This window comes from Streptomyces sp. NPDC054866, assembly GCF_053610745.1.
In genome coordinates this window covers 200,061-222,187 of sequence record NZ_JBSGZA010000009.1, presented here as the reverse complement: position 1 = coordinate 222,187, position 22,127 = coordinate 200,061, and the positions used below count along the sequence as shown (strand labels likewise).

23 protein-coding genes and 1 pseudogene are annotated in these 22,127 nt (G+C 70.2%); 3 read left to right on the top strand and 21 right to left on the bottom strand.

Annotated elements, in window-relative coordinates:
* Positions 1 to 133 precede the first annotated feature (133 nt).
* Positions 134 to 835, top strand: a pseudogene (locus ACWGI2_RS35790) (peptidoglycan DD-metalloendopeptidase family protein); the annotation flags it as partial.
* 142 nt (positions 836 to 977) lie between these two features.
* On the opposite strand, the gene ACWGI2_RS35785 reads toward ACWGI2_RS35790, so the two are convergent.
* The 18 genes from ACWGI2_RS35785 to proS all read right to left on the bottom strand — a co-directional run bounded on the left by ACWGI2_RS35785 (position 978) and on the right by proS (position 15,726).
* Complete coding sequence (locus ACWGI2_RS35785) at positions 978 to 1,535, bottom strand: TetR/AcrR family transcriptional regulator (protein WP_453700126.1); 558 nt, start codon at positions 1,533 to 1,535, stop codon at positions 978 to 980.
* Positions 1,536 to 1,667: 132 nt separating this feature from the next.
* Positions 1,668 to 2,510, bottom strand: coding sequence for an RNA polymerase sigma factor WhiG (gene whiG / locus ACWGI2_RS35780; RefSeq protein ID WP_160507467.1), 843 nt, complete (start codon positions 2,508 to 2,510; stop codon positions 1,668 to 1,670).
* Positions 2,511 to 2,867: 357 nt separating this feature from the next.
* Entirely contained in the window at positions 2,868 to 4,034 is a 1,167-nt protein-coding gene (dprA, locus tag ACWGI2_RS35775) for a DNA-processing protein DprA (RefSeq protein ID WP_453699994.1), read from the bottom strand.
* Positions 4,031 to 5,650, bottom strand: coding sequence for a YifB family Mg chelatase-like AAA ATPase (locus ACWGI2_RS35770; protein ID WP_453699992.1), 1,620 nt, complete (start codon positions 5,648 to 5,650; stop codon positions 4,031 to 4,033). The genes dprA and ACWGI2_RS35770 overlap by 4 nt, the downstream gene beginning before the upstream one ends.
* Positions 5,650 to 6,027, bottom strand: a complete 378-nt coding sequence (locus tag ACWGI2_RS35765) for a YraN family protein (protein WP_453699990.1) — start codon at positions 6,025 to 6,027, stop codon at positions 5,650 to 5,652. The genes ACWGI2_RS35770 and ACWGI2_RS35765 overlap by 1 nt, the downstream gene beginning before the upstream one ends.
* 148 nt (positions 6,028 to 6,175) lie before the next feature.
* A complete protein-coding gene (locus ACWGI2_RS35760) occupies positions 6,176 to 6,484 on the bottom strand; it encodes a DUF2469 domain-containing protein (protein WP_003965949.1) in 309 nt (102 codons plus the stop codon).
* Between the two features lie 55 nt (positions 6,485 to 6,539).
* Positions 6,540 to 7,055 (bottom strand): NUDIX hydrolase, encoded by a 516-nt coding sequence (locus ACWGI2_RS35755; protein ID WP_453699988.1) that lies wholly within the window; start codon positions 7,053 to 7,055, stop codon positions 6,540 to 6,542.
* Positions 7,045 to 7,812, bottom strand: a complete 768-nt coding sequence (gene lepB / locus ACWGI2_RS35750; protein WP_453400944.1) for a signal peptidase I — start codon at positions 7,810 to 7,812, stop codon at positions 7,045 to 7,047. Before lepB (ACWGI2_RS35750) ends, ACWGI2_RS35755 begins: the two co-directional genes overlap by 11 nt.
* 80 nt (positions 7,813 to 7,892) lie before the next feature.
* Positions 7,893 to 8,858, bottom strand: coding sequence for a signal peptidase I (lepB, locus tag ACWGI2_RS35745; RefSeq protein WP_453699987.1), 966 nt, complete (start codon positions 8,856 to 8,858; stop codon positions 7,893 to 7,895).
* Positions 8,749 to 9,828: a signal peptidase I gene (gene lepB, locus ACWGI2_RS35740; RefSeq protein ID WP_453699986.1), complete on the bottom strand. Its 1,080-nt coding sequence runs from the start codon at positions 9,826 to 9,828 to the stop codon at positions 8,749 to 8,751. The genes lepB (ACWGI2_RS35745) and lepB (ACWGI2_RS35740) overlap by 110 nt, the downstream gene beginning before the upstream one ends.
* Complete coding sequence (gene lepB, locus ACWGI2_RS35735; RefSeq protein ID WP_453699984.1) at positions 9,821 to 10,540, bottom strand: signal peptidase I; 720 nt, start codon at positions 10,538 to 10,540, stop codon at positions 9,821 to 9,823. Before lepB (ACWGI2_RS35735) ends, lepB (ACWGI2_RS35740) begins: the two co-directional genes overlap by 8 nt.
* A gap of 45 nt (positions 10,541 to 10,585) precedes the next feature.
* Entirely contained in the window at positions 10,586 to 10,936 is a 351-nt protein-coding gene (gene rplS, locus ACWGI2_RS35730; RefSeq protein ID WP_160507458.1) for a 50S ribosomal protein L19, read from the bottom strand.
* Between the two features lie 132 nt (positions 10,937 to 11,068).
* Positions 11,069 to 11,890 carry a tRNA (guanosine(37)-N1)-methyltransferase TrmD gene (gene trmD, locus ACWGI2_RS35725; RefSeq protein WP_453699983.1) on the bottom strand — a complete coding sequence of 274 codons (822 nt, stop codon included), beginning with the start codon at positions 11,888 to 11,890 and terminating at the stop codon, positions 11,069 to 11,071.
* On the bottom strand, positions 11,890 to 12,453 hold the full coding sequence (rimM, locus tag ACWGI2_RS35720; protein WP_160507456.1) for a ribosome maturation factor RimM: 564 nt from the start codon (positions 12,451 to 12,453) through the stop codon (positions 11,890 to 11,892). Before rimM ends, trmD begins: the two co-directional genes overlap by 1 nt.
* Before the next feature lie 111 nt (positions 12,454 to 12,564).
* A complete protein-coding gene (locus tag ACWGI2_RS35715; protein ID WP_030361979.1) occupies positions 12,565 to 12,804 on the bottom strand; it encodes an RNA-binding protein in 240 nt (79 codons plus the stop codon).
* Between the two features lie 2 nt (positions 12,805 to 12,806).
* Positions 12,807 to 13,244: a 30S ribosomal protein S16 gene (gene rpsP / locus ACWGI2_RS35710; protein WP_160507455.1), complete on the bottom strand. Its 438-nt coding sequence runs from the start codon at positions 13,242 to 13,244 to the stop codon at positions 12,807 to 12,809.
* Between the two features lie 208 nt (positions 13,245 to 13,452).
* Complete coding sequence (locus ACWGI2_RS35705; protein WP_344525344.1) at positions 13,453 to 14,049, bottom strand: hypothetical protein; 597 nt, start codon at positions 14,047 to 14,049, stop codon at positions 13,453 to 13,455.
* Positions 14,050 to 14,310: 261 nt separating this feature from the next.
* Positions 14,311 to 15,726 carry a proline--tRNA ligase gene (proS, locus tag ACWGI2_RS35700; protein ID WP_453699981.1) on the bottom strand — a complete coding sequence of 472 codons (1,416 nt, stop codon included), beginning with the start codon at positions 15,724 to 15,726 and terminating at the stop codon, positions 14,311 to 14,313.
* 228 nt (positions 15,727 to 15,954) lie between these two features.
* Between proS and ACWGI2_RS35695 the strand changes: the two genes are divergently transcribed.
* Positions 15,955 to 16,818, top strand: a complete 864-nt coding sequence (locus ACWGI2_RS35695) for an SAM-dependent methyltransferase (protein ID WP_453699980.1) — start codon at positions 15,955 to 15,957, stop codon at positions 16,816 to 16,818.
* Positions 16,819 to 16,824: 6 nt separating this feature from the next.
* Here the strand turns inward: ACWGI2_RS35695 and ACWGI2_RS35690 are convergent, their stop codons facing one another.
* The gene (locus ACWGI2_RS35690; protein ID WP_453699979.1) at positions 16,825 to 17,733 is read right to left on the bottom strand and encodes a LysR family transcriptional regulator; all 909 of its coding nucleotides are present in this window, start codon (positions 17,731 to 17,733) and stop codon (positions 16,825 to 16,827) included.
* 70 nt (positions 17,734 to 17,803) lie between these two features.
* Between ACWGI2_RS35690 and ACWGI2_RS35685 the strand changes: the two genes are divergently transcribed.
* A complete protein-coding gene (locus ACWGI2_RS35685; protein ID WP_453699977.1) occupies positions 17,804 to 18,427 on the top strand; it encodes a maleylpyruvate isomerase family mycothiol-dependent enzyme in 624 nt (207 codons plus the stop codon).
* Here ACWGI2_RS35685 and ftsH read toward each other — a convergent pair.
* On the bottom strand, positions 18,424 to 20,364 hold the full coding sequence (gene ftsH, locus ACWGI2_RS35680) for an ATP-dependent zinc metalloprotease FtsH (protein ID WP_453699976.1): 1,941 nt from the start codon (positions 20,362 to 20,364) through the stop codon (positions 18,424 to 18,426). The two genes, ACWGI2_RS35685 and ftsH, sit on opposite strands and share 4 nt — an antisense overlap.
* Before the next feature lie 106 nt (positions 20,365 to 20,470).
* On the bottom strand, positions 20,471 to 22,024 hold the full coding sequence (gene ffh / locus ACWGI2_RS35675; protein WP_453400953.1) for a signal recognition particle protein: 1,554 nt from the start codon (positions 22,022 to 22,024) through the stop codon (positions 20,471 to 20,473).
* Positions 22,025 to 22,127 lie beyond the last annotated feature (103 nt).

The window sequence follows — 22,127 nt, the reverse complement described above, 5'->3', positions numbered from 1 at the left end:
ATCGCCACAAGAAGTGTACGGGACCCGCGAGGCAGCGGGTGACGCCGCTGTCCACAAGCGGCTGGTCATCCACAGTTCCGCGCCATGATCCCTACGGACCGGCAGGGCGCGGGACGGTTCTGGCATGTCTCACATGCGACGAAGGCTGAGCCTCGCACTGCTGACCATGGTGTTGATCACGGTGGCGGCGCTGCCCGCCGGTGCTGCCGGGAAACCGGTGCCGGGGGCGGACGCCCGGGAGCCGGTGCCGGGGGTGGGTGCCCGGGAGCCGGTGCCGGGGGTGGGTGCCCGGGAGCCGGTGCCGGGGGTGGGCGCCCGGGAGCCGGTGCCGGGGGTAGACGCCCGGGAGCCGGTACCGGGGGTGGACGCCCGGGAGCCGGTGCCGAAGGTGGGGGGTGCGTGGCCCGTGGGGGTACGGCCCGCTGTCGTACGGGGCTGGGAGCCCCCGGCGACGGAGTACGGGCGGGGGCACCGCGGCGTGGACCTCGCGGCACCGCCGGGAGCGGTGGTCCGGGCGGCGGCTGCGGGCAGGGTCTCCTTCGCGGGCCGGGTGGCGGGCCGCGGAGTGGTCACGGTGGAGCTCACGGGCACGGGCGATCCACCCCTGCGCACGACGTACGAGCCGGTGCGGGCCACGGTCGAGAAGGGCGCCGAGGTAGGGGCGGGCGAGCCGCTGGGGGTGCTGGAACTCCCCCGCTCCCACTGCCCGAGCAGCTGTCTCCACTGGGGTCTGCTGAGGGGCGAGGCGTATCTGGACCCACTGTCACTGCTGCCACCGTGGCTACTGCGACGCGGGGCATCCCGCCTGCTGCCGGTGATCGACGTGCCGCGTCCGGGGTTGTTCGCGGGGTGGACGGGGGTGTTCGCGGGGCGTCCGGGGTTGGGCTTGGGGTGGACGGGGGTGTTCCCGGCGCGGGCGGGGTTGGGCTTGGCGCGGGCGGGCGTTGCGGTGCCGAACGCCGATGTTCGGGGCGGCCTCAGCCCCGCACGCCCCTCAACGCCATGGCAACCGCCGCCTCCGTGATGGCGGCCGGCTCCTCGGCGACGCCGAGCTCGATCCGCCGTACCGCGGCGTCCACGATGCCCTGCAGCAGCATCGCCGCCATCCGGGGCTGCTCGTGACCCAGCATCTCTAGCGCCTCGACGATGATGGCGATCAGGCCGCCGTGCGCAGCGCGGATCTTCTCCCTCGCCCCGGCGTCAAGCTCGCTGGCCGAGATGGCGACCACGGCTCGGTGCCGCCGGTCCCCGACCAGGGCCAGCTGCCGCCGGACGTACGCCTCGACCTTGCCCTCGGCGGAGTCGGCCCCCTCCATCGCGGCGGAGACCTCCGCGGCCCAGACGGGGAAGTCGACCTCGCACAGCTCCTCCACGACCGCGGCACGCGACCGGAAGTACTCGTACACGGACGACCGTGCGAGCCCCGTGCGTTCAGCGAGGGCGGGGAAGGTCAACGCTTCCGTACCGCCCTCGGACAGCAGGGACCGCGCAGCGTCCAGCAGGGCGCCGCGCTGCATCGACCGGTGCTCGGCCACAGAGGCCGCTCGAATCCTTGGCACGCCCTCCACTCTACGGACGTGACCGCCAGGACGGGAGTCGATCCGCCCCGGAGAAACCCACACCCGGACCGCACGGCGCACGCCGTGGGCAGGGACGATTCAGCGCGCTCAGCGGCCGAAACTCGCCAGCTTCGCCCGCAGCTGGAGCACGGATTTCGTGTGGATCTGACTCACCCGGCTCTCCGTCACCCCGAGCACATTTCCGATCTCGGCGAGCGTCAGGCCTTCGTAGTAGTAGAGCGTGACGACGGTCTTCTCCCGCTCCGGGAGCGTGTTGATCGCGCGCGCGAGCAGCCGCCGCAGCTCGCGGTCCTCGGCGACCTCCACGGGGTTGTCGGCCGCGGTGTCCTCGAGGGTGTCCATCAGGCTCAGCCGGTTGCCGCCCTCGCCGCCGACGTGCAGTAGCTCCTCGAGGGCCACCACGTTCGCCAGCGACAACTGGCTGAAAATGCCGTGCAGTTCCTCGATGGCGATCCCCATCTCGTGGGCGACCTCGCCCTCCGAAGGGGTGCGCCGCAACTGCGCCTCGAGCGTGGCGTACGCCCGCTCGACGTTGCGCGCCTTCTGCCGCACGGAGCGGGGAATCCAGTCGAGCGCCCGGAGTTCGTCGATCATCGCGCCACGGATGCGGGTGATCGCGTACGTCTCGAACTTGATGGACCGCTCGATGTCGAACTTCTCGATCGCGTCGATGAGACCGAACACCCCGGACGACACGAAGTCCGCCTGCTCCACATTGGGCGGAAGCCCCACGCTGACCCGGCCCGCGACATACTTCACCAGCGGCGAGTAGTGCAGGATCAACTGCTCGCGCAGCCGCCCGTCCCCCGTGTCCTTGTACGACCGCCACAGCTCGTCCAGCGACGAGGGTGCGGGGGGCCGCTCCCGCTCGCCGCTACGGGCGGCGGGGGGAGCCGCCGCCCGATCGGACCCTGAGGTGTGCTGGGGCATTTGTTGCCTTGAGCCGTTCTGCCGTGAACTGGTGAGGTCGTGCGAGCCGTGCGAGCCGATGGATTCGCCCGCGCCCGCGAGGTGATGAGTTTGCGTGAAGTGAATGAGGTTGTCCGTCTGCTTGCCCGTGATTGCCTGTCGCTGCCTGTCGCTGCCTGTCCGCGTCGGAATCCTTGTGAGCGTAGCGTGACTGCAGTGTCGCAGTGTGCGAACAATAGGGGATCTCGCGTACGCAGATACGTTCCGCTGGGCGCCCCACCGGGTTCCCCTCATCGCGGTGCGTGACGACCGCGCGGCGTCAACTGCGGGCATTCCCAAGGCCATCGGGGGTTCATCCAGACGGCCGAACACGGTCGGTCACGAACTGTCTCCCTTCGGCAAGACCGACACAATCGCCTGGCGTGTCAACTGCCAGCCGTCGCCGTGTCGTTCGACGAACCCCAGTGAGCGCAACTCGTACAACCGACCGACCGCTTCGTCCACCCCCGTGCCCGCGCCGAGTGCGATCTCCCGAGCGGACGCGCTGCCCCGGCCGGGCAGCGCGGCCAGGACACGCGCGGCATCCGGGGCGAGCAGATCGCGCGGCACGACGGGGCCACGCCGCTCCGGCGCCAGCTCGCCCATGTCGCCCACCAGCTCGACGATTTCCGCCGCGTCGGTCACCAGAACTCCGTCACGACGCAGGAGTTCGTGCACCCCCGCCGAGAGGCCGCTGGTCGCGGGGCCCGGCACCCCCATCGTGAACCGTCCGAGCTCCCGCGCACTGCGCGCCGTGGCGAGCGCACCGCTGCGGTACGCGGCCTCGACGACGACGCTCCCCCGAGTGAGGGCGGCGATCACGCGGTTCCGGAGGATGAATCTGCTCGGCGTGGGATGGTCCCCGGGCGGCAACTCCCCCACCAGCAGACCCTGTTCCGCGATCCTCCTGAGCAACTCGGCGTGACCTCGCGGATAGGCCCGGTCGACCCCGCACGCAAGGACCGCGACCGTGGCCCCACCGGCTCCCAGCGCTCCCCTGTGCGCGGCCCCGTCCACCCCATAGGCGCCGCCCGACACGACCACCCAGCCCCGCTCGGCCAGCCCCGCGCCCAGATCTGCCGCCATGTGCGCCCCGTACTCCGTGCAGGCCCGCGCGCCCACCACGGCCACCGACCGCAGGGCCCATATCCGCAGGCTGGGCCGCCCCCGCACCCACAGCCCCACCGGCCGCGCGTCCCCGAGGTCGTCCAACTGGACGGGCCACTCCGCCTCCCCCGGGCACACGAACCGCACCCCGGCGTCCCGCGCCACCGCCAGATCCCGCTCGGGCCGCGCCTTCCCGGCCCGCGCCCGCAGCCCTTCCCACCGGACCGGTGTCACCCCGTCGAGCCGCTCCTCCCCCTCGACCAGCCGCCGCACCACGTCGACGGCCCCGCTCTCACGCAACCACCGCCCGCCCACCTCGTCCCCCGGTTCGAGGATCCGGGTCAGAGCGACCCTGGCCAGCCGCTCTTCCTCCGGGGCCGAGCCCGGGGCCGGGGTCATGTCAGCGCCCCGATCGCCATCGGAACACCCCGCGCCACCCCCGTACGCAACTGCAGCGCCAGGGCGACGTCCTGCGCGGCAGGCCGGTCACGTCCCGCGAGGTCCGCGACGGTCCAGGCGACCCGCAGGACACGGTCGAGCCCCCGGGCGGTCAGGAAGCCGCGCTCCAGGTCGAGTTCGGCGGCGTCCAGGGAGCCCGGCTCGGCGGGCCACCGCGTGCGCAGCGCGTGTCCCGGCACTTCGCTGTTCGTCCGCCAGCCGGTGCCGGCCAGCCTGGCCGCCGCCCGCTCCCGGGCGGCCCGCACCCGGTCGGCGACCGTCTGCGTGGAGTCACCCGGAGTGCCGTACCCGGCCAACTCGGATCGCGTGACGGGCTCCACCTCGACCTTCAGGTCGACCCTGTCGAGCAGCGGGCCCGAGAGCCGTGCCTGGTAGCGGCGGATGACGGACGGCGGGCATTCGCAGCCGTCGCCCAGCAAGGTGTGCCGACCGCACGGACAGGGGTTGGCCGCGAGCACCATCAGGAACTTCGCGGGCAGCCGCACCACTCCCGCACTGCGAGCGATCACCACATGGCCCGCTTCCAGGGGCTGACGCAGGGAATCCAGGGTCTGGCTGCTGAACTCCGGCGCTTCGTCGAGGAAAAGCACCCCCCGGTGAGCCAACGACACCGCCCCCGGCCGCGCGATTCCCTTACCACCGCCCACCAGCGACTGCATCGTCGCGGAGTGGTGCGGCGCGCAGTACGGCGCGGTGTCCACCAAGGGCTTGCCCGGTGGCAGCATCCCCGCCACGGAGTGGACGGCCGTCACCTCCAGGGACTCCTCCCTGGTCAGCCGGGGCAGGATCGCCGGCAGCCGCTCAGCGAGCATCGTCTTTCCCGCGCCCGGCGGGCCCTGCAGAAACAGGTGATGCCCGCCCGTCGCCGCCACCTCGACGGCGGTCCGGGCCGAGGCCTGGCCGATGACGTCGGCGAGGTCCAGGGCAAGGGCGTCGTCCAGGCCGCCGCTGAGCCCCGTGCCCACGCCGGTCCCGGGCACACAGAGCCCCGCGAGCATCGGATCGGGCCGCCCCGGCTCGTCCGGCTCCTCCTCCGGCGCCGGCTCATCGGTCAGCACGGCGATCAGCTGCCGCAGGCTGCGCACCCCGAGCACCGAGACCCCGGGCACCAGCGCCGCCTCGGCCGCCGTGCACTCCGGGACGACGACCTGCTCATAGCCCGCGTCCGCCGCCGCGAGGACCGCGGGCAGCACTCCCCTGACCGGTCGCACCCGACCGTCGAGCCCCAGCTCTCCGATCATCACGATGTCGGTGAGAGTCCGCGGATCGATCCGCTCCGCCGCACCGAGCACCGCGCAGGCGATCGCGAGATCGAAGCCACTGCCGCCCTTGGGCACCGACGCCGGACTGAGGCCCACCGTGAGCTTCTTCTGGGGCCACTCCCCGCCGGAGTTGACCACCGCGGCCCTGACCCGGTCCTTGCTCTCCGTCAGGCTCTTGTCCGGGAGCCCGACCAGCGTGAACGCCGCGACGCCCGGCTCCAGGTCGGCCTGCACCTCGACGACCACGCCCTCGACGCCCACCAGCGCCACGGAGCACGTACGCGCGAATCCCATCAGGCCACCCCCCGCGCGTGCTCCACGACAGGGGCACCGCGGCGTGGGATCAGCACGCCGACGAGGTCGATCCGCACCCCGCCCGGCGGTGGGCCTCCGCGCTCCTCGATCCAGCGCTCGGCCAGGCGCCGCAGCCGCTCCGCCTTGGCCCGGCCCACGGCCGCCATCGGATGCTGATAGATCCCCGGGCCGACCAGGCCTGCTCTGCGCGTCTTGACCTCACAGACGACGAGCGCTTGGCCGTCCATGGCCACGATGTCGATCTCGCCGGTCCTGCCACCGCGCCAGTTGCGCTCCAGAACCGTCATTCCGGCTTCACCGAGCCGCCTCGCGGCCAGATCTTCGCCGTACCGCCCCAGTGCCCCACGTGCGTTCATGTCGGAACCACCTCCGACACCCACACTGGGGCTCAGCCCCGAGCGTTGTGGATCTTGGTGGACGACTCACGCGTTGTGGAAAACACGCTCACCCGTGCCGGTGAACCCGCGTCGGTAAACCCGTGCCGGTGAACCCGTGCCGGTGAACTCAGCCTCCCGGCAGCTCGAGATCGCTCTTGTTGAGCTCCTCGATATTCACGTCCTTGAACGTGAGGACGCGCACCTGCTTCACGAAACGTGCGGGCCTGTACATGTCCCACACCCAGGCGTCCGCCATCGACACCTCGAAGAAAACCTCACCCTGGACGGAGTGCACCTGCATCTCGTAGTCGTTGGTGAGATAGAAGCGCCGTTCGGTCTCGATCACATATTTGAACAGACCGACGACATCGCGGTACTCCCGGTAGAGCTTCAGCTCCATCTCGGTCTCGTACTTCTCGAGGTCCTCGGCGCTCATGGCATGTTCCCCTTCAGCCGTGCGTCCCCCTATTGTGCGTCAGCCTCTGGAGCCTCTACACGATTTCCGTGTCGAGGGTCTCGGGCCGGCTCGGAGGACCCTCGTCGAGCAGCTTGCGAAGCAGCTCGGCGAGCCTGGTCGGATACACCGTCTCATGTGCCTCGGTCAGTTCCTGGCACGTCCACCAACGCGCTCCCGCGACACTCCGTCGTTCCAGCTCCGTCAGCCCTGTGGCCTGCGTGTACGTCTGTGACGTACGCGCCAGGAAGTACCGCTCGTCCTGGTCCCAGCGCCGTCCGGCGAAGGGAAAGGAGCAGATCCGCTGCCACAGGGCGGGGCCGAGCTCGACCTCGGTGATGCCCGTCTCTTCCATCAGTTCACGCAGTGCGGCCTGTTCATGCGTCTCGTCGCCCTCCAGACCGCCGCCCGGTGTGAACCACCAGTCGTCCGCCGCGTCCTCCGGCTCATGGCCGTGCAGCAGCAGGATCCGGTCCTGCGGATCGAGCAGCACCACCCGCGCGACCCGGCGCAGCGCCTCCGGCTCCGGCCCCGGCTGGGCCTCAGCCGGCATGAGCCGTCGCCCCCGAGCGGTCGCGGCTCTGCGGACGCTCACGCCCGCGCCGCATCCGCTTGGCCACCGGACCGTACGCGGCACCGCCCAGGACGAGGACGGCACCGGCCACCACCGCCCACACCATGAGCCGCACCGGCCCGGGGTCGGAGATGCCGCCCGGCATGTCCGCGAAGCCCTCCGGGCGCTCCAGCGTGCCGAACTTGTCCATCGGCCAGGCCACCGCGTCGACCCGCCCCTCCACCGCGCCACGCGGCACGGACCCGTGGTTGGAGTCGCCCAGGTGCACGCTGGAGTCCAGGGAGCCGCTGCGCTCGTCACCGAGCAGGAAGAGGTTGCCCTCGGGGACCGTGGTGGCCGGGATCCCGGTGGCTGCGGCGCCCTTGCCCTCCTGGAGATACGGTTCTGCGACGGGCTTGCCGTTGACCATCAGCTTGCCGTCCGTGCAGCAGGAGATCCGGTCGCCGCCGACGCCGACCACGCGCTTGACCATCGGCAGGTCGCCCCAGCTCGCCTGCCTGAAGACGACGACGTCGCCCCGGCGCACGTCGCTGCCGTCCATCCGCTCCGCGAGGACCCGGTCGCCCGCGCCGATCGTCGGCGTCATCGACCCGGTGGGAACGGTGTACGGCTGGTACACGACGGCGCCCCATACGAAGCCACCCAGGAAGAGCACACAGCCAAGGGCCACGGCCAGCCCCGACAGCATGCTGCCGAGCCGTCCGTGGCCCTCGTCCGTACGTTGTGTCCTGCTCATCCCAGTGCTCCCCCATGTCGGAGACGACCCCGCGCCCCTACGAACAGGAGCACGGAAGATCAGCGATCTGGGACGGCACCCTACCCGGCGGTACCTCCACCAGAAACCCTCGCGGCCTGGGCGGCGGCCACCGTGAGCCGACGCCTGCGCCAGAGCACGACCGGCACCGCGCCCGCGAGCCCGAGGGCCGCCGGGGCCGCGCTCATCGCGGCGTTGATGCCCTGCTGGTCGAAGGTGTCCGGCTTGGGCAGCGTCGCCCAGCGGGTGGGCGGCCAGGCGATCACGATGGCGCGGCCCACGACGTTGTCCACGGGGACGGCGCCGCCGCCGGGCTGGTTCTGGTGGTAGCGGGAGTCCAGCGAGTTCTGCCGGTGGTCACCCATGACCCAGATTTTGCCCGCGGGGACGGTGATCTTGAACTGGCCACCCTGGTCGTCGACGCTGCACGGGGTGTTGCCCTCGAAGACGTACGGCTCGTTCAGCGCCTTGCCGTTGACCTTCACCGGTCCTGTGCCCTTGCACTCGACCGTGTCGCCGCCGACCGCGATGACCCGCTTGATCAGGTCCTTCTCGTCGGCGGACGGCATCAGGCCGACCCAGCCGAGGACCCGCTGAATCGCGTTCGGATCGGGCGTGGGCTCACCGTCCAGCCAGTGGCCGGGGTCCCTGAAGACGACGACCTCGCCGCGCTCGGGCTCCGAGCCGAACCACGGGGTGAGCTTGTCGACCAGGACGCGGTCGCCCTTCTGGAGCGTGTTCTGCATCGAGTCCGAGGGAATCGAGAACGCCTGCACCAGGAAAGTCTTGATCACCAGCGCCAGGATCAGCGCGATGCCGATGAGGAGCGGCAGCTCCTTCCAGAAGGAGCGGGGCTTCTTCGCCCCCTTGGCCGGCTTCCCGTCAAGGTCACTGGGTGCGGGCCTGGCGCCCTCGGTGTCACTCCCGGGGTTCACCCCGTCCACCGCGGCCTCCGGCTCGTCTGATCGCCCTGGCTGCTCCTCGGGCCCACCGTGTCCGGACCGTGCGCCGACCGCCACATCCCCCACATCCACTCCTCAGTCCGTGCCGCTGCCCGCTCCTGATGCGATGCAGGCCCACCACTCCCATAACGAGCGGGAGTTCCGCAGGGGTCGGGAGTCCGGTCAATCCGTATCGATCGCCGTGTGCCACCCTATGCGACGGCCCGAGGGCCGTGTCCGACCCCGCACGCGCGTCGGGCACCGACGCGTACGTCTCGGGCTCCTCCAGCTTGCGCCAGTGGTCGAAGGGCCAGGCGATGACAAGTGCACGCCCGACCACGCTCTCCTCGGAGACGGTGCCGCTGAACTTCTCGGTGCGGTGGAAGCGGGAGTCTGCCGAGTCGGAGCGGTGGTCACCCATGACGAAGAGGCGCCCTTCGGGGACCTTCACCTCGAACTCGAACGACGACGGCTCATCACCTGGGTTGATGTACGGCTCGGTGAGGGGGACTCCGTTGACCGTGAGCTTCTTGTTCTTGTCACAGCACTTCACGGTGTCGCCGCCGACGCCGACCACGCGCTTGATCAGGTCGCGTTCGTTGTCGGAGGGCAGCAGTCCGATGAAGGAGAGGCCTTCCTTGACCTGCTTGACGACTACGGGGTCGTCCTTTTTCTTGGTCTGTTCGTCCTCGAGCCAGTTGCCGGGGTCCTCGAAGACGACGACGTCGCCGCGCTCGGGCTTGGAGCCGAACCACGGGGTGAGTTTGTCGACGAGGACGCGGTCGCCGATCTTGATCGTCTGCTCCATCGAGCCCGACGGGATCACGAAGGCCTGCACCAGGAAGGTCTTCAGGACCAGGGCTATAAGGAGCGCGACGCCTATGAGGAGGGGTATCTCCTTGATCGCCGAGCGCCGCCTGCGCCGCTTGACCTTCCGCGCGAGCTTGCGCCGCTCGGCCCTTCCGGGGAGTACGGGCCCTGTGGTGGGCCGGGAGCCTGTGGGCAGCCGGGTGTCGGCTCGGTGACTGGCGGGGCGTGTCCGTCCGCGGTTACCCATGCGCGCCGCCTGGTGCCGGCACGCGCGCGTAGCTGTCGGGGCGCTCCAGGGAGGTCCAGTGCCCGATGGGCCAGGCGATCCAGTCGGCCCTGCCGATCACGGAGTCGACGGGGATCATGCCGCCGCCGGGCTGGCCCAGGTGGTCGCGGGAGTCACGGGAGTCGCTGCGGTGGTCGCCGAGGAGAAACAGGCTGCCTTCGGGGACGACGACATCGAAGCGCACCTTGGAGGGCGCGTCCCCCGGGTACAGGTACGGCTCGTCGACGGGCTCGCCGTTCACCTTGATCCTCCCCCGCTTGTCGCAGCAGACCACGCGGTCTCCCCCCACCCCTGCGACCCGCTTGATGTAGTCGGCATCTCCGAAGTAGCCGCTGCCGTCGAAGACGACCGCGTCACCTCGCTGCGGCTCGGAACCGAAACGGTACGCCAACTTGTTGACGAGTACGCGGTCTCCGACCCGGAACGCGGGCTCCATGGAGCCGCTGGGGATCTGGAACGGCTGCATCACGAAGGTGCTGACAAGCAGCAGGGACACCATGCAGATCAGCACTGTCAGGGTGGCTCTGCCGCCGGGCACCCAGGACACGAAGGACACAAAAGCGGAGCGCGACCGGTCCTCCGCCCCCTCGGACTCTCCGTCGCGCTCGGCGCTCGGGGAATCGGTGGGTGGGGAGGAGCGGTCGCGCTCCGTGTGCTGTGCTTCGGTGTCCATCGGGGCCAGATGCTATCCGGCTCTGATGTGGACCCGTGCGCGAGCTCAGTTGTCGCGCTTCTCCTTGATCTTCGCGGCCTTGCCGCGGAGCTCACGGAGGTAGTACAGCTTCGCGCGACGCACGGCGCCGCGGCTGACGAGCTCGATCTTCTCGACGATCGGGGTGTGCACCGGGAAGGTGCGCTCCACGCCGACGGAGAAGGAGACCTTGCGGACCGTGAAGGTCTCGCGCACGCCGGCACCCTGGCGGCGGATGACTACGCCCTTGAACTGCTGCACACGGGAGCGGTTGCCCTCGATGACGCGCACGTGGACGTTGACGGTGTCACCCGGGCGGAAGGCCGGGATGTCGGTGCGCAGCGAAGCGCTGTCGACGGAGTCGAGCAGGTTAGCCATGATCGTCTGCTTTCTTCACTGATGCCACAGGTCATCAGCGGTAAGTTCGTGATGAGGATTCGATAGCTGTTCACATCGGGCGGGCGTCTGTCCCCCTGTGGCAGGGGCGCACGCTGGACGTACAGCAGCGACCTATTGTTCCACGGCCTCGGGGTCTCGCCCAAATCGGCCGTCGGGGCCCGGACGCCACCCCAGGATCGAGAGCATCTCGCGGTCCTTCTTGTCGAAGGCGGCGGGGTCGCAACGCTCGATCAGATCGGGCCTGTTGCGGACCGTGCGCCGCAGCGCCTCGTCCCTGCGCCAGCGCGCGATCTTGCCGTGGTGGCCGCTGATCAGCACGTCCGGGATGCCGTGACCGCGCCACTCCGGGGGCTTCGTGTAAACGGGCCCCTCAAGGAGGTTCGCCATGGCGCCCGGCGCGAAGGAGTCGTCGCGGTGGGACTCGGCGTTGCCGAGGACTCCGGGCAGGAGCCGGGCCACGGCTTCGGTGACGACCAGGACGGCCGCCTCGCCGCCCGCGAGGACGTAGTCGCCGATCGACACTTCGTAGACCGGCATCCGGGTCGCGTACTCGTCCATGACGCGGCGGTCGATGCCTTCGTAGCGTGCGGGCGTGAAGACCAGCCAGGGCCGCTCGGAGAGCTCGACGGCGAGTTCCTGGGTGAAGGGCCGCCCGCTGGGCGTGGGGACGACCAGGACGGGCCCGTGGGCCCCGCCCTCGTACCCCTCGGCGAGCACGTCGTCGAGCGCCGCGCCCCAGGGCTCGGTCTTCATGACCATGCCGGGGCCGCCGCCGTAGGGGGTGTCGTCGACCGTGTTGTGCCGGTCGTACGTCCACTCCCTGAGGTCGTGCACGTTCACGTCGAGCTGTCCACGCGCGCGTGCCTTGCCGACGAGGGAGACGTTCAGGGGTTCCAGGTACTCGGGGAAGATCGTGACGACGTCGAGCCGCATCAGGCGTCGTCCTTCGCGGGACCCTCGTCGTCCCTGGCCGATGCGATCTCCGCGCGGTCGTCGATCAGGCCGGGCGGCGGGTCGATGATCGCCCGCTGCTCCTCCAGGTCGATCTCGGTGACGATCGCCTCCACGAAGGGGATCATCACCTCGCTGCCGTCGGGCCGCTCCACGATGAACAGGTCCTGCGAGGGCAGGTGCGAGATCTCGGTGATCCGGCCGACCTCGATCCCGTCCTTGGTGACGATGTCGAGGTCCATCAGCTGGTGGTCGTAGTACTCGTCCTCGTCCTCCGGAAGCTCTTCCGGATCGACCTCCGCGATCAGCAGCGTGTTGCGCAGCGCCTCGGCGCCCGTGCGGTCGCGTACGCCCTCGAAGCGCAGCAGGAGACGGCCACTGTGCACCCGGCCGGTCTCGATGGTCAGCGGCCCCGTGGAGGCGGGGTCGGTGGCGAGGACGGCGCCGGGCCCGAGCCGCAGCTCCGGCTCGTCGGTGCGCACCTCGACGGTGACCTCACCCTTGATGCCATGGGCGCGGCCGATCCGCGCGACTACCAGCTGCACTGCTCTCTCTCCTGTCGTGTGCCTACGGAAGGGGCCCGTAAGCGCCTACAGACGACTACGGGCCGAGGAAGGCCCAGAAGCCCTCCCCGGCCCGTGCCGGTGCTACGTGGTTCAGTGAACCTGGTCCACGTCGACGAGGTCGACGCGGACACCGCGGCCGCCGATGGCGCCCACGACGGTCCGCAGAGCGCGCGCGGTCCGGCCGTTGCGGCCGATCACCTTGCCGAGGTCATCCGGGTGAACCCGGACCTCGAGCACACGCCCCCTGCGCAGGTTGCGCGAGGCGACCTGCACGTCGTCGGGGTTGTCGACGATGCCCTTCACGAGGTGCTCGAGAGCCTCCTCGAGCATGCTCAGGCCTCGGTCGACTCGGTGGGCGCGGCCTCGGCCGCGTCCGCCTTCTTGTCAGCCTTCTTGGCCTTCTGGGTGATGGCCTCACCCTTCGCCTCGTCGCCCTCGAGGCCCTTGGTGAAGGCCTCGAACGCGGCGCGCTTGTCCTTGGGCTCGGCGACGAGCAGCGGCGCCGGGGCCGGAAGGCCCTTGTGCGCCTGCCAGTCACCGGTGAGCTTCAGGATCGCCATGACCGGCTCGGTCGGCTGAGCGCCGACGGAGAGCCAGTAACGCGCGCGCTCCGAGTCGACCTCGATGCGCGAGGGGTTCTGCACCGGGTGGTACAGACCGATCTCCTCGATGGCCCGACCATCACGGCGGGTACGGGAGTCGGCGACGACGATGCGGTAGTGAGGCGAACGGATCTTGCCCAGACGCTTCAGCTTGATCTTGACTGCCACTGGAGTGGTGTCTCCTGGTCTTGACGTGGTTGGGCACAACGAGATGCCACGTGGGGTTGCGGTACTCGGGGTGCCCGATGGACGCGTCAGCCGGAGGCGAGAGGGTTCCTATGCGGCTGTCGAGTACAGCTAGCCATTGTGCCATACGTCGCCGGGGCGTCCGTAACCAGTCCGGGCGCCCCGCCCCACGCAGCTCCAGCTCAGGCCGTCAGCCCGCCACGGCACCGACCACTTCCGGGATACGGAAGGGCTTGCCGCAGCCACCGCAGACGATGGGCGCCTGGGCGAGCACCGAAGGCACCACGCGGACGTTGCGCCCGCAGTCGCAGACCGCCTTGACGCGGACGCCGCCCCCGGAGGAGCCGTGCCGGGCGGCCGGGCCCCGGAAGCTGCGTGCCGTGTCGGCGGCGGTCGCCGCGGTGTGTGCCTTGAGGGCACGCTGGAGCCGCTCGATCGTCGGGCGATAGCGCTTGCGCGCCTCGGGGTTGAGCGTGACCAGCGAGAAGCCGCTGCTGGGGTGCGGCTCCTCGGGGTGGTCGAGGCCCAGCTCCTCGGCGATCGCGAGGAATCTGCGGTTGTGATAGCGGCCCGCGCGTGAGGTGTCGCGTACGCCGCGTGACGCGGCGATGCCATGGACTGCCTCATGGAGCAGTCGCTCGAAGGAGAGTTCGGCGCCGCAGGCGGACGACGACTCTCCGATCAGGGATTCGGGCGCGGCAAGATCGGGCAGCTCGGGGTGGTGCCGCTGAATATCGGCCCACGCCTGTGCCAGCTCTGCGGCGAGAACAGGTGGTGTCGTGCTCACGTCGTGAACAACGAGCCGGGATGCCCAGGGGTTCCATTCCGGGGCATCCCAAATAATTTGCACGTACCCGTCAGTTGCCATTGATGTGTCCGGACGAGGGCGGGTGCGCTGATCTGCCCAGAAGCCTCGCAGCTCATGGCAAGCCGGTACGTAGTGGCGCGTACGCCCCGGCGCGTAGGACAACCACTCACACCGGGGCTTGTGTTGCCTGGGCAGGCGTACGAGCCGGGAACGAGCGCTCCGGTACCGGAGGCGCCCTCGTCAGTAGGCGCGGGCCACCACAGCGACGTTACCCGGGGTCTCATCGGCGTCAGGCACCGCCCCGCCCTCCGTGACCAGACACCGTACGGACACGGAGTGCTCCGCGAGCTTCGCCTCGCCCTCCGGGCCGAGCGTGGCCCAGGGGATGCGCGCCCAGCCGCCGGCGGACGTTGCCTCCACGGCCTGGTCGACGGTGGTGACGTCCGAGGTGCGGGACTCCCGGCGCTCGCGGGCCTGGTCGAGGAGCAGCTTCTGGTCCTCTTCGAGGACGGTGGGCAGCAGCGCGGCCAGGGAGTCGATCGCGACCGGCTCCTTGCCTCCTCTGATGCGGCGGGCCAGCATCGCGGTGCCGTTCTCCAGGTCGCGAGGCCCGACCTCGACGCGGACCGGCACTCCCTTGAGCTCCCAGTCGACGGCGCGGCGCCCGAAGGGGGTGTCCGTGCGGTCGTCGACCTGGACGCGCACGCCCGCGGCCTTGAGGCGGTCGCCGATCTCGCGGACCTTGGCGAGCACCGCTTCGTCGCCCTTGATGGCGAGGACGACGGCCTGGATCGGTGCGAGGCGCGGCGGGACCCGCAGGCCGTTGTCGTCGCCGTGCATCATCACCAGGGCGCCGATCATCCGCGTCGTACTGCCCCAGGACGTCTGCCAGACGAGCTCCTGCTTGCCTTCCTTGGAGAGGTACTGGGTGTGGAAGGCCCTGGCGAAGTTCTGGCCTAGTTCGTGGCTCGTGCCGAGCTGAAGGGCCTTTCCGTCGCCCATCATGCCTTCGAGCGTGAGGGTGTTGATGGCGCCCGCGAAGCGCTCCTGCGCGGTCTTGCGGCCCAGGACGAAGTCCATCGCGAGGACGTCCCGCATGAAGGCTCCGTAGACGTCCCTGTGGATGCGGGACGCGAAATCGCGTGCTTCCTCGTACGTCGCGTGGGCCGTGTGGCCCTCCTGCCAGAGGAACTCCGACGTCCGCAGGAAGAGGCGGGGCCGCAGCTCCCAACGGACCACGTTCGCCCACTGGTTGATCAGGAGCGGCAGGTCGCGGTAGCTCTGCACCCACTTGGAGAAGTACTCGTTGATGATCGTCTCGGAGGTGGGGCGGATGACGGCCGGCTCCTCGAGATCCTTGCCCCCGCCGTGCGTGACGACGGCCAGTTCGGGGGCGAAGCCTTCGACGTGCTCGGCCTCCCTGGTCAGGTACGACTGGGGGATGAGGAGCGGGAAGTACGCGTTCTGGGTGCCCGTCTCCTTGATGCGGGCGTCCATGTCCTGCTGCATGCGTTCCCACAGGCCGTATCCGTACGGTCGGATCACCATGGTGCCGCGCACCGGGCCGTTGTCGGCCAGTTCTGCCTTGTTGATCAGGTCCTGGTACCAGCGCGGAAAGTCTTCCGCCCGGGGCGTGAGAACGGGTGCCTTAGCCATGGCGCGCATGGTACGGCGGGCCTCCGGAGAGCGGGAATTGAATTCCTCCGGGGCTCCGCCAGGGGGGCGCACAACGGTGGCACGCAAGCATTGCCCCACAACCTCTGGACGCCGCGACGGATGCGGAGTTCTCTGGCATACGGGGGGAGTGCGAGCGCACTGCACGGGGGCGGACGAACCGTTTGAATACGACACTCCAGCAACTCTCGGCGGATTGGGGCGCTTTCGATGACACCTACACTCGCGCAGCCGCACCTCCCCCGCGCGGGCACGACCCCCCGCGGCGTGGACCGGTGCGCACGCGCGCGTGACTGGGCGGAGATCCAGGAACGGATGCTGGTTCCGCTCTATGAAGCGGTGTACGAACGACTCGACGTGGGCGGCGGAACACGGCTTCTCGGGCTCGGCTGCGGTTCCGGACTCGCCCTCCTGATGGCGGCGTCCCGGGGCGCGTCGGTCACCGGCGTCGACCCCTCGGCACCCGAAAGGCTCGCCCTGGCGCGCGAGCGCCTGCTGCCCGACACGGCTTCGGACGCACGGCCGCACGGCGGCACCCGGCTCGTCGAGGGAGGCCCCGCCGACGTCTCGGGGCCGGACGCGCCCGCCTTCAACATGGTGACCGCGTTCCAGCCGATCGGCTGTGTGGCGGGCGACTCCGAAGGCCTCTCCGGCCTCCTTGAGGCCACCGTCCCGCTGACCGGGCGCGGCACCCCCGTGGTCCTCGCCGGATGGGGTCCGCCGGAGCGCTGCACGACCTCTTCTGTACTGAAGGTGGCGACCAAGCTCGCCGACCCGCTCCGCAGTACGGGAAGTTGGCGCCCCGCGCTCCGTGACGACCTGGAGGAGGTCGCCCAGCGGGCGGGCCTCAAGCCGGACGGCTCGGGTCGCGTCGCGTGCCCCTTCGGGTACGCGGACACGGACAGCGCGGTCCGCGGTCTGCTCTCGACGGGGCTGTTCGACGCGGCGGTGGGCGCGACCGATCAGGTACAGGTCGACAAGGAGCTGACGGAGGCCCTGCACCCGCACAAGCGGCGGGACGGGACCGTGTGGATGCCGAACGTGTTCCGGTACTTGATCGCGCGTACGCGGTAGCCCTGGCTAGCTTCGGCCAAGGGCCGTCCGCAGCCGGTCGAGGAGCACCCTGGCCGCCGGGCTCGCGGGCCCGTCCGTGCGCCAGGCCAGGGCGATCCTGCCCCGGGGCCGCGGATCGGTGATCTCCAGCGTCCGCAGCCCGTACGCGGCCGCCGTACGCGGTTCGAGCGCCGGCAGCACGGCCACGCCCAGACCGCGGACGACAAGTTGCACGAGGACCTGCGGAGCGGCCGCCTCGAAAGCGACGCGGGGCCGGATGCCCGCCTGCGCGAAGGCACCGTCGAGCACCCCGCGTACGCCGGTACCGCGCGGCAGGGTGATCAGCGGCCGGTCGCGGAGCCCGGCCAGCGGAATCGTCGTACGCCCCTGGGGCGCGAGCAGGGGGTCGTCCGGGAGCAAGACGGCCACCAGGGGTTCGTCGATCACCGTCCGCAAGGAGATGCCCGGCGGGGGCTCCTCGTCCGTCAGGCCGAGGAGGGCGATGTCTAGTGCGCCGCCGCGCACCGCGGCCAGCATCCGGTCCGAGCTGTCCTCGGTGAGGGCGATCTCGACTCCGGGGTGGTCGTCATGGAAGTCGGCGAGTACGGAGACCACGTCGACCTCGTGGGTGGTCGCGCCGGACACCAGGCCGAGCGCGATCTGGCCGCGGAGCAGTCCGGTGAACTCGTCCGCGGTGTGCCGCACGCCCTCGACGGCGGCGAGCGCGGCCCGCGCGAACGGCAGGACGGCCTCGCCCACCTCCGTGAGCGTCACCGAACGCCCCGAGCGGTCGAGCAGTCGCTGTCCGAGCTCCTTCTCCAACTGCCGGACCTGGGCGCTCACGCCCGGCTGGGCCAGGTGCAGGCGGGCGGCGGCGCGGGTGAAGTTGGCCTCCTCCGCGACGGCGACGAAGTACTGGAGCTGGCGGAGTTCCATAAGCGAGCATGCTAGCCGCGAGAAGATCCAGCTCTTGGACTTATGGCGGGGCGCTCGACACCCTGGAGGAGTGGACATCAGAACCGCTGTCGCCGCCGAACGCCATGACCTCGCCGCCCTGCTCGACGATCTGTCGCCCGCGCAGTGGGAGGCGCCAACTCTGTGTGCGGGGTGGCGAGTCAGGGACGTGGCGGCCCATATGTCGCTGGGCTTCCGGTACTCGCTCCCGAGGACGCTGGCCGAACTCCTCAAGGCGCGCGGAAGCCTTCACCGGATGACCGACCGGTGTGCCCGCAAGGACGCCGCCGCCTACTCCACGGGGCAGTTGGCCGCGTTCCTCAGGGACAACGCCGACCACCCCTGGCAGCCGCCCCTGGCCGGCATCGAGGGTGCCCTGGGCCACGACGTGGTGCACGGCCTGGACATCTCGGTGGCCCTGGGGCTCGGACGCAGGGTCCCTCTGGACCGTATCGGCATCCTTCTTAAGAAGGTCACGCCCAAGAGCACCAAGTTCTTCGGGGCGGACGTCGCGGGCGTCGAACTGCGCGCCGACGACCTCGACTGGAGTTACGGCAGGGGCACCCCGCTGACCGGCGCCGCACAGGACCTTCTCCTCGTCCTGTACGGCAGGAAGCTCCCCCCGGGCCGCCTGCGAGGGGAGCTGCGGGGCCGCTTCGTCACCGAACCGGCCTAGTCGACGTCCTTGGTGAGCCGTGTGATGCCGACGACCCGGTACGCCGCCTCCTCCTCCAGGGTCTCGTTCTCCAGGAGTGCGGCGGCCAGGGCGTCCAACTGGCCCCGGTGGTCCCTCAGTTGCCGGCACGCGCTCTCGTAGCACTCGTCGACGATCCGGCGCATCTCGTGGTCGATCACGTCGAGGGTGCCGGGGGCGGCCGAGAGCCCGTAGGCCTGCTGGGCGTCGTTCGGCAGCGCGGAGAGCCGGCCCACGCGCTCGCTCATGCCCCAGCGGCCGACCATGCCGCGGGCGATGTTGGTGACCTGTTCCAGGTCGCTCTCCGCGCCCGTGGTGATGACTTCGAAGACGACGTGTTCGGCCGCCATGCCACCGAGGGCGCCGACGATCCGGCCGCGCAGATACTCCTCCGTGTACGCGTACTTGTCGACGTCCGGCGTCGAGAGCGTGACGCCGAGCGCGCGCCCCCGGGGGACGATGGTGATCTTCCGGACCGGGTCGGCGCCGGGCTGGAGCATGCCGAGCAGGGCGTGTCCGCTCTCGTGGTACGCCGTGCGCCGCCGCTCCTCGTCGGGCATGACCAGCGGCCGTTCGGCGCCGAGCTGGACCTTCTCCAGGGCCTCGGAGAGGTCGGCCTGCGTCACTTCCTTCTGCTTGCGCTTGACGGCGAGCAGGGCGGCTTCGTTGGCGAGGTTGGCCAGTTCGGCGCCGGTCATCCCCGGTGTCGTACGGGCGACCTGGGCGAGGTCGATGTCGCTCGACATCGGGATCTCACGGGTGTGGATCTTGAGGATGGCCTCGCGTCCGCCGCGGTCGGGCGGGCTGACGGTGACGACCCGGTCGAAGCGGCCGGGGCGGGTCAGAGCGGGGTCGAGGATGTCGGCGCGGTTGGTGGCCGCGAGGACGATGACGCCTTCGGAGCCCGAGAAACCATCCATCTCGGTGAGGATCTGGTTCAGCGTCTGCTCACGTTCGTCGTGCCCGCCCATCCCGCTGCCGCCGCCACGCGCCCGTCCGATGGTGTCGATCTCGTCGATGAAGATGATGGACGGCGCGACTTTCCTTGCCTCGGCGAAGAGTTCACGTACGCGCGAGGCGCCGACGCCCACGATCATCTCGATGAACTCCGAGGCGGACGCCGAGAAGAAGGGCACCCCCGCCTCACCGGCGACGGCCCGCGCGAGCAGCGTCTTGCCGGTGCCGGGCAGGCCCGCGAGCAGCACGCCCCGCGGCATCTTGGCGCCCATGTCGCGGTAGGCGGCGGGATTCTTCAGGAAGTCGACGACGTCACTGAGCTCGCCCTCGACCTCGTCGATGCCCGCCACGTCCTCGAAGGTGGTGCGCTTGTCGCCGGGTTCGAGCTCCACCGGCTTCGGCGGCGCCTTGCGGCCCAGCATGCCGCCCGCGCCGCCGCCCATGCCCGAGCTCATCCGCCGGGCGATGAAGATCCACAGGAAGACGAGGAGCAGCATCGGGGCGAGCGAGATGAGCAGGTTGGAGAGGAAGCTGCGCTCCTGGACGACGGGTTCGGCGGTGACGGTGACGTCGTGCTTGGTGAGGTCGTCCCAGAGCTTGTCGTCGGCGAAGGCGGGCCGCTGGGTGGTGAACTTGGTGTACTTCCCCTTCTCGTCGCCCGGCTTCTCCTGCTCCTTCTTGAGCTGCCCCTGGATCGCGTCGCCCTTGGAGTAGATCTTCGTGACGTTCCCGGAGTCGACCTGCTTGCTGAACTCCGTGTACGAGATCGTCGGCTCGTCGCCCTCGTTGAGGAAGGAGAGGACGAGGTTGGCGATGAGGTAGACGATGAGCGCGGTGAGGATGAGGCGGCCCCATCCGCCCGGCATCTTCTTCTTCGGCGGCGGCTTGGGCTCGGGCGGTGGCGCGCCCTCGGAGCGCCATGGCTGGTCGGGCGCCCGGCGCGGCGGCACAGGGTTGCTCATACCGGGACGTTACGACACAAACAGGGGCTGGGCACCTGCGCCGAAAACGCCTGAGGCGCCCCTCTCAGCAGAGGGGCGCCCCAGGCGGCGTACGAACTACAGGGCCTCAGCCCATGAACTTCTTGAACTCGTCCGGCAGCTCGAAGTTCTGCCCCTGCTGCCCCGCGGGGAGACCGAAGGCGCCGCCTTCCTGGGCCGCCTGCTCGCGGCGGGCGGCGGCCTCCTGCTCCTCCTGCTTGCGCTTCATCGGGTTGCCCGACTTCCGCTTGCCCTTGGCCTGCTTCTGCTTCTTCTTCTGCTTGCCGGCGCCGCCGCCCATGCCCGGCATCCCGGGCATGCCCGGCATTCCGCCGCCCTGGGCCATCCGCGACATCATCTTGCGGGCCTCGAAGAAGCGCTCGACCAGGTTCTTGACGGCGCTGACCTCGACGCCGGAGCCCTTGGCGATACGGGCGCGGCGCGAGCCGTTGATGATGGTCGGCTCGTGGCGCTCGCCCGGCGTCATCGACTTGATGATCGCGGCGGTGCGGTCGACGTCCCGCTCGTCCAGGTTGTTGATCTGGTCCTTGATCTGCCCCATGCCGGGCATCATCCCGAGCAGCTTGCTGATGCTGCCCATCTTCCGGACCTGCTCCATCTGGGCCAGGAAGTCGTCGAGCGTGAAGTCCTTGCCCTTGCTGCTCGCCAGCTTGGAGGCCATCTTCTCGGCCTCTTGCTGGGAGAAGGTCTGCTCGGCCTTCTCGATCAGCGTGAGCATGTCGCCCATGCCGAGGATGCGGGACGCCATGCGGTCCGGGTGGAACGCGTCGAAGTCGTCCAGCTTCTCGCCGTTCGAGGCGAACATGATCTGACGGCCTGTGACCTGCGCGATCGACAGGGCGGCACCACCGCGGGCGTCACCGTCGAGCTTCGACAGGACCACGCCGTCGAAGCCGACGCCGTCACGGAAGGACTCCGCCGTGTTCACGGCGTCCTGACCGATCATGGCGTCGACGACGAAGAGGACCTCGTCCGGGCTGACGGCGTCGCGGATGTCCGCGGCCTGCTGCATCAGCTCCTGGTCGATGCCGAGGCGGCCCGCGGTGTCGACGATGACGACGTCGTACTGCTTGGTCTTGGCGAACTCGATCGAGTCCTTGGCGACCTGGACGGGGTCGCCCACGCCGTTGCCCGGCTGGGGGGCGTAGACGCCGACGCCCGCGCGCTCGGCGACGACGGACAGCTGGTTCACGGCGTTCGGGCGCTGGAGGTCGCACGCCACCAGGAGCGGGGAGTGGCCCTGCCCCTTCAGCCAGAGGCCGAGCTTTCCGGCGAGGGTGGTCTTACCTGCACCCTGCAGACCGGCGAGCATGATGACGGTCGGCGGGTTCTTGGCGAACCGCAGGCGTCGCGTCTCGCCGCCGAGGATGCCGATGAGCTCCTCGTTGACGATCTTGATGACCTGCTGGGCGGGGTTCAGGGCCTGGGAGACCTCGGCCCCGGTGGCGCGCTCCTTGATCTGCTTGATGAAGGCCCGGACGACGGGGAGGGCGACGTCCGCCTCGAGCAGGGCGATGCGGATCTCGCGCGCCGTGGCGTCGATGTCCGCCTCGGACAGGCGGCCCTTGCCCCGGAGGTTCTTGAATGTCGCTGCGAGGCGGTCGGAGAGAGTGTCGAACACGGCGGTCGCGAATCCTCGGGTCGAAGGGGGCGCCCCCCGCTTGCGCGGAGCTGAGCGTGGGGGAGGGCGGATGGGTCGCCCTCCAGGGTATCCGCACCACCGC